This is a genomic window from Flavobacterium sp., assembly GCF_029242675.1.
In the GTDB taxonomy this organism is placed as follows: domain Bacteria; phylum Bacteroidota; class Bacteroidia; order Flavobacteriales; family Flavobacteriaceae; genus Flavobacterium.
The window spans coordinates 1-6,257 of the sequence record NZ_JAQWTM010000199.1; the positions used below are offsets into that span (position 1 = coordinate 1).

The 6,257-nt window shown below is 36.9% G+C and carries 5 protein-coding genes; all 5 read right to left on the bottom strand.

What is annotated here, in order from left to right; all coding sequences use genetic code 11:
- A partial coding sequence (locus P8M54_RS07660) for a type I restriction endonuclease (RefSeq protein WP_300286874.1) occupies nucleotides 1-1,013 on the bottom strand: 1,013 nt, incomplete at its 3' end.
- Nucleotides 1,010-2,248, bottom strand: coding sequence for a restriction endonuclease subunit S (locus tag P8M54_RS07665; protein WP_300286876.1), 1,239 nt, complete (start codon nucleotides 2,246-2,248; stop codon nucleotides 1,010-1,012). The genes P8M54_RS07665 and P8M54_RS07660, both read right to left, overlap by 4 nt.
- 15 nt (nucleotides 2,249-2,263) lie before the next feature.
- A complete protein-coding gene (locus P8M54_RS07670; protein ID WP_300286879.1) occupies nucleotides 2,264-3,103 on the bottom strand; it encodes a nucleotidyl transferase AbiEii/AbiGii toxin family protein in 840 nt (279 codons plus the stop codon).
- Nucleotides 3,078-4,043 carry a type IV toxin-antitoxin system AbiEi family antitoxin gene (locus P8M54_RS07675; protein ID WP_300286881.1) on the bottom strand — a complete coding sequence of 322 codons (966 nt, stop codon included), beginning with the start codon at nucleotides 4,041-4,043 and terminating at the stop codon, nucleotides 3,078-3,080. Before P8M54_RS07675 ends, P8M54_RS07670 begins: the two co-directional genes overlap by 26 nt.
- 292 nt (nucleotides 4,044-4,335) lie before the next feature.
- Nucleotides 4,336-5,925, bottom strand: a complete 1,590-nt coding sequence (locus P8M54_RS07680; protein ID WP_300286883.1) for a class I SAM-dependent DNA methyltransferase — start codon at nucleotides 5,923-5,925, stop codon at nucleotides 4,336-4,338.
- Nucleotides 5,926-6,257 lie beyond the last annotated feature (332 nt).

Genomic DNA, 6,257 nt, shown 5'->3' on the forward strand with positions numbered 1-6,257 from the left:
CAGAGTACAAAATTTTCATAGAGTTGTTGGTCCAAGTCCGAGCGATCGACTTGTATTACGATGGTTGGGTTTTTCATTTCGGGCAACTGACGCAAAATACCCGTCAATATTGCCATCGATATGCTTTTACCTGATCCTTGGGTATGCCAAATAACGCCTAAACGCCCGTCACCATTTGGTTTTATATTGGCTACTGCGGAGGTTACCGCTTTATTAATTCCCCAAAACTGGTGGTATTTAGCCCCTTTCTTGATGATTTTGCCGTTGTGGTCTTCGTGAAAGATAAAATTTTGCAGGTAATTAAGTAAAATGTCTTTAGGGAACAAACCATTAATTAGCGTTTCGAGTTGCAGATCGGTGTTTCGTTCTATGGTATCGCCTTTTAGACTTTTCCAAGGAGCAAACCATTTAAGTGACGAATTGTACATACCATGCAAGGCTTCCATTCCGTCTGAAACAATGGTGATAGCATTGTAATCAAACAATTGCGGAATATCGAGTAAGTAATGCCCAATTTGGCCGTGCGCATTGTCAACGCCAACCTCTTGGGAAAACATATTTTTGAATTCGAAAACCACGACGGGCAAACCATTGATGAAAATTAGTAAATCGGTGCGGCGGGTATTTTTACCAACTATAGTTACTTCATCAGCACAAACAAAACTGTTTTGCTCTGGTGCAGCATAGTTGATGGGATAAATGTGCTTGGCATTTTCTTTACCTTGAGCATCTTTCCACGAAACCGAAACCCCTTGTGTCATTTTACGATGAAAGTCACGGTTGCGGTGGTCGGTATCCATGCCTAAATGTTGGGTAAAGGCCGCCATGGCTTCATTGATAGCGGTAGCAGGAACATCTGAGTAGGTTTTTTGCAGGAAGGAACGCAAATCATCCTCCAGTACCACTTTTTTAAGGTCGCGTTTTAAGGAGTTCCCTTCTTGGTGGGTATAGCCCAAATCCTGCAACCACTCGATTGCCGCTTTTTGAACCGTTATTTCGATCATGTTTTTCATAGTATGGCTGCTACTTGATTTTCAATGTCTTTTACTCGTACTTCTCCGCTTATTAATTTGGGTAAAAGGGTGTCGCGTAGGGTTGTGAGGGTTTGGTTTTCTAAATACAATTCGTCTTGTTTTAATTCTAACGGAGAAACTATATTTTGAAATTCTTTTTGAATATTTATAGACGGTAAAATTAATTTCATATCAGCAATAGCATCAAATGTAATTTGTGGAAATGTACCAGATCTTCCATCTGCAATTGAATTGAAGTTATCCACTGTCGATTGCATTGTGAGAATTCTATAAAGTAATTTATTTAAGATGTTTGATTTCGGATTGATTATCATGAATTTAGTTGAGACTACATAATCACTAGAATCAAAATTAACAAAGGCATATCTTTTATTTTTTGGACGAATTTCACTGTATAAAATATCTCCTTTCGAAATTGCTTTTTTTGCTTGTCCCGGAAGCCCATTTTTAGATATTTTCTTTGAATGAAGAAATCTGCCCTCTTGAACATCGCCAGTATTCACAAAAACTACCTCTTCTTTGCTGGAAAAATTAAAAGTCTCAGATTTTTTATGCGCAACTTCATCTAAACGTTTCACTTCCCAACCTTCGGGAATCATTCCCAACTCAGAGTCTATGAATTTTCCGTTTTGGAAAGGGCCAAAATCTACAAACCAATGTTTGTACAACGCCATAGCCATTTCTTCTAGGGTTTTATTCATTTGTAGGTTGAGCTCTATTTTATCGTCTAAAGCAGAAAGGATAGAGGCGATTGCGGTTTGTTCTTTTAAAGGGGGAAGATCTAATTTTATGTTTTGAAAAGCCTCTTTTGCAACACGCTGTCTACCAGAAGTACCAATCATGTTAGCTTCTGCAAATTGTCTAACAAAAGGTTCTCTTGATAAATAATAAATAAAATTTGTATCTGAAATTCCTTCTTTTCCTCGAAAAACTAAAAATTCAGTTGATCCAAATCCAACATTATTTTGTAAGTCCTTAGCTTGACAAATTTTTCCATTTTGTAAACAAGGAGTAATTCGAGCAAACAAAGTATCTCCATTTTGGAATTTGGCACCACCTTTTAAAAGTTTAAAATCAGAAGGTTTTACAGTTTTTAGATTTGCATCTAAATCTTTCATTTCAATAAACGAATATTTCTCATTAGTTTTTAATTTTACTAATGGATTAATATGAATGAAATCAGAGAGTTTATATGTTTTCCAGTTTTGGGGCATTTCTAATTTTATTTTTTAATCGTTAATTCCTTTTAGTATCAATTCCAAGATTGCGGTTACTTCCTCTATGGTTTTATCCATGTTTTTGGCAAGGGTAATTTCGGGGTTTTGGGCTCGTTTTTTTGGCTGGATACTTTCGGTTAAAATCGTGATAATAGTTTGTTTTAATTTTTGGTTTTGCTCTAAGATGGGTTTCATTTTTCGACCAATGATTCGTGCAGCGGTTTTATTTTGTTCAAAATCTGCGTCAAATAAATCCAAATGGTGCTCATAAGCTTCGGTTTCGTAAAAATCCCAGGCGTGTTTGAGCAAGGTAGCAATGTCTTCTAGGTCTTTGGTTCGGGTTTCGGGTTTGTCACTCCAAGCTACCAATTTTAAAATTAAAATCCCTTCTACAGGCGAAACAGGTATCGAATAACTCTCTTCGGTAGGAGTGAAAAGTTCGGCTTTTTCGCCCACTTCTTTAAATCCTAAAACCGAAAGGCTTATTTCTCTTTCTATAAAATTAACGGTATAATCTTGTTCAATTGCACCGTAAGGCATAAAATCGATAATGGTGTTTGTTTGGTCAAAATACAACCGATAATTTTCGGCAGTTTTTGAAAAACCTAAAGTACATAAGCGTTCCAGAATACTATTATAACCATCAAAGTCCGGTACCATAATGGCAAAATCAATATCGGCAGTACCTCGTGAGGGTTTGATTCCGGCTTTGTATAATTGTACATCACGAGCATTGGCACCTACCAAATAATAAGCAATTTGTAGCTCGGCAAATAGCGTTTCCATGATACGATAGACATCGCCATGATGCGCAAATGAAAAGTCTTTATAAGTTGGGTTGTAGGAACTCATTGTATACTAGTTTTGCTGTTTCAATATTTCTAGGACTGCCTTCATACATTAATTGGGCATAGATTAACAAGGGCGGTACGGTTTTTATGGCATTGGTGTCGCTCTTCCAAAAGGGTTTATAGATGGTTATGTTGCCGTTTTTGTTGGGTAAGAATCCTGTTTTTGTGATAATTTCGGTTTTAGCAAGGTTGGTAAACAAACTAAATTGCTCTGGGTTGAGATAATTGGTAAGGTAAGCTGCAGCGGGTTCTCCTGCCCATTGTATGGTTTCATCGGTACTCTCCCAATCACTTTGTTTGGTTTTTGCAAATTGAAAAGTGTCTAACTTATAATTGGGTAATACTTTTTCGTTTATTAATGGGATCCATCTTTCTAGTAGTTCCTCTTTTTTTATTAATTGAGCGTTTTTATTATTGAGTTTGACAAGGAAACCCTCATTGCCTAGGGCTGTCATGATTTTACTAACACTACCTAAGGCAATGCCGCATTGTTCTGCCAATGCTCTATAGGTGGTATTGACGCTATCGGGCTTTTGCAATAATTCGAATAATAACTTGGCTCCTGCAGGAGTAAAAATAGCATTGCTGCTATTGGTTATTGGTTTTGCATTTCCTTTTTCGACATAGATTTTTAATTGGTCAAAATCTAAATAGGCATTGCCAAAACTATCAATGTAATTTATTTTTTGGGTTTTTAATAGTGCCTTTGCATTGGGCGTAATATAGTTGGCCGCCACTAGAATAGTAGGGTCATGAGGGACTAATTGATGCATTGCGGCCAGTGTTGCTGGTCGTATTTCATTTTTCATTTGAACATAAATGGGCTGATCATTTATCATTATAGTACAATCAAAATTATTGTTCTCAGCAGTTGTTTTTTTGATTGTAAGATCAAAATCAAGTTGCTGAAAATACTCTAGTAAGCGATTATAATTTTTCATTTGTTCAAGTTTTTTATTGGTTCATAAATCATGAACACTCAAAGGTACTGAACATTTTTTGTTTTTTTAGTATTTTTGTTCATTTTTTTTACTTGTTCACGAAACATGAACAATATTATTTTTTGAACAAATTTTTTCAATTTCCTTCGCTCGCGTGAGGGATTGTAGTGGAGCTCTTTTTTCTTCAATTACCGCGGGTTTAAACCCGTGGCAATTGAAGAAAAAAAGCGGGAACGGAAAGCCCGACCCTTTGTCTCGTCCTTAAAAGACGAGACAAAGGGTCACGCCCAAATTATAACTTCTCGAAATTAGCTATAATCTGATTCTTCAGTTCATCACTTTTTTCAAATTGAGCTAAAAGCGTTGCTTTTAAGCCTTCCATTTTATCTTCGAACAAAATTCCGTCATCTTCTTCAGCTTCGGTTCCTACGTATATCCCGGGCGTTAGTTTGTAATCTTGTTTTGCTACTTCGGCAATTGTGGCTGCTTTGCTAAAACCGTCGATGTCATCATAAGTTTTTCCTACAGTTCTCCAATTGTGGTAGGTGTCGGCTATTCGGCTAACATCTTCATCACTAAAAACACGGAGTTTTCGGCTTGCCATGGTTCCCATTTTGGAGGCGTCTAAGAATAAAATTTCATTATTGCGCTCGCGGTGTTCGCCATCCTTACCGTCACGGTTTTTGCTGAGTATGAAAAGGCAAGCAGGGATTCCGGTGGTTAGGAATAATTTATCAGGCATGCGTACAATACAATCGATCATACTATTGTCTACCATGTGTTGGCGTACGTTTTTTTCGCCTTTGGTGTTGGAGGTCATCGCACCGTTTGCCATTACAATACCTGCTGTTCCTGTATCGCTAAGGTGGTGCCAAAAGGTTTGCATCCACATATAATTGGCAGAGCCATCAGTGGTAAATTCTTCTTTGGGACCAAACAAACGCGGGTCGCCATCAGGTAAATCCTCCGGATGCCAGTTGCTCACATTAAAAGGCGGGTTGGCTATAATATAATCGGCTTTTAATGACGGGAATTTATCTTCTAGCAAGGAGTTTCCCATTTTTACATCAAAGGATAAATCTCGTAATAAAAGGTTCATTAAACACAAACGCAGGGTTTGAGCGGTCATTTCTTGTCCGTAGATCGAAATATCGTTTTTGTTTCCGCCGTGTTCTTTGATGAATTTTAAACTTTGCACAAACATTCCTCCACTACCGCAGGCAGGATCAAAGATTCTTCCTTTGTAGGGTTCTAGTATTTCAACCAGCAAACGCACTATGCTACCCGGTGTAAAGAACTGTCCAGCACCTGAACCTTCGGCCATGGCAAAACGACCAATATAGAACTCGTAAATTCGACCTAAAATATCACTTTCTGGATTTTCCTTTTCGGAGAACTTAGGGTGCGATAATAAGTTGATGATTCCGGCTGTTTGCTTGGGTGACAACTCAGAGCGTACAAAAATACGGGGTAATAAGTTATTTAATTGTGTGTTATGATCAGTCAATAAATCTTGTATCAAATCAAAGGCATCATCAATGATTACTTTGATATCATCTTGTTCGGCATTGTCTTTCAGGTATTGCCAAGATGCTTTTTTGGGTACTACAAAGGTATTGCGAGAACGGTACTCGTCGCGGTCTTCGAGTACGTAATTAATTTCTTCTTTGTCTGTAGTGTAATAATCAGACTTTGGATCTTGCAGCAAGTCGGCTATTTCATCGTGTACAATCTCATAACGCTCGCTCAGGTGTTTTAAAAACACTAGGGGTAAGATGTAGTTTTTATAGTTGTTCTCAGATACGGCACCACGCAATTCGTTGGCGGCGTCCCAGAGTTCTTTTTCAAAATCGATATCTGCTTTGGCAATGGTTTTTGACATTATATTTTTTTATGCTTTAGTTTAAAATTGATGAGTTGTAAAAATAGGATATTTTGCACAATTTTATAGATAAAATAGATTAGATATTTTATTTATGATAAACATTGGATTTAAGAGTAGTCCAATTTATATATTAATATCAATTAACTTTATAAGTTGTTAGAAAATTTTGTTGGTACAATTTATAATGACATTACTAATTTCTCTAAAAGACTAAAAAATACCATTGCTGATAAAAAATATAACTGAAAGCTATTTGAAGATGTAGTATTGGTGGTTGTCAAAATTCAGAACGCGCCAATAAGAAAGTAACATTGTAGAATTTAAAAAAA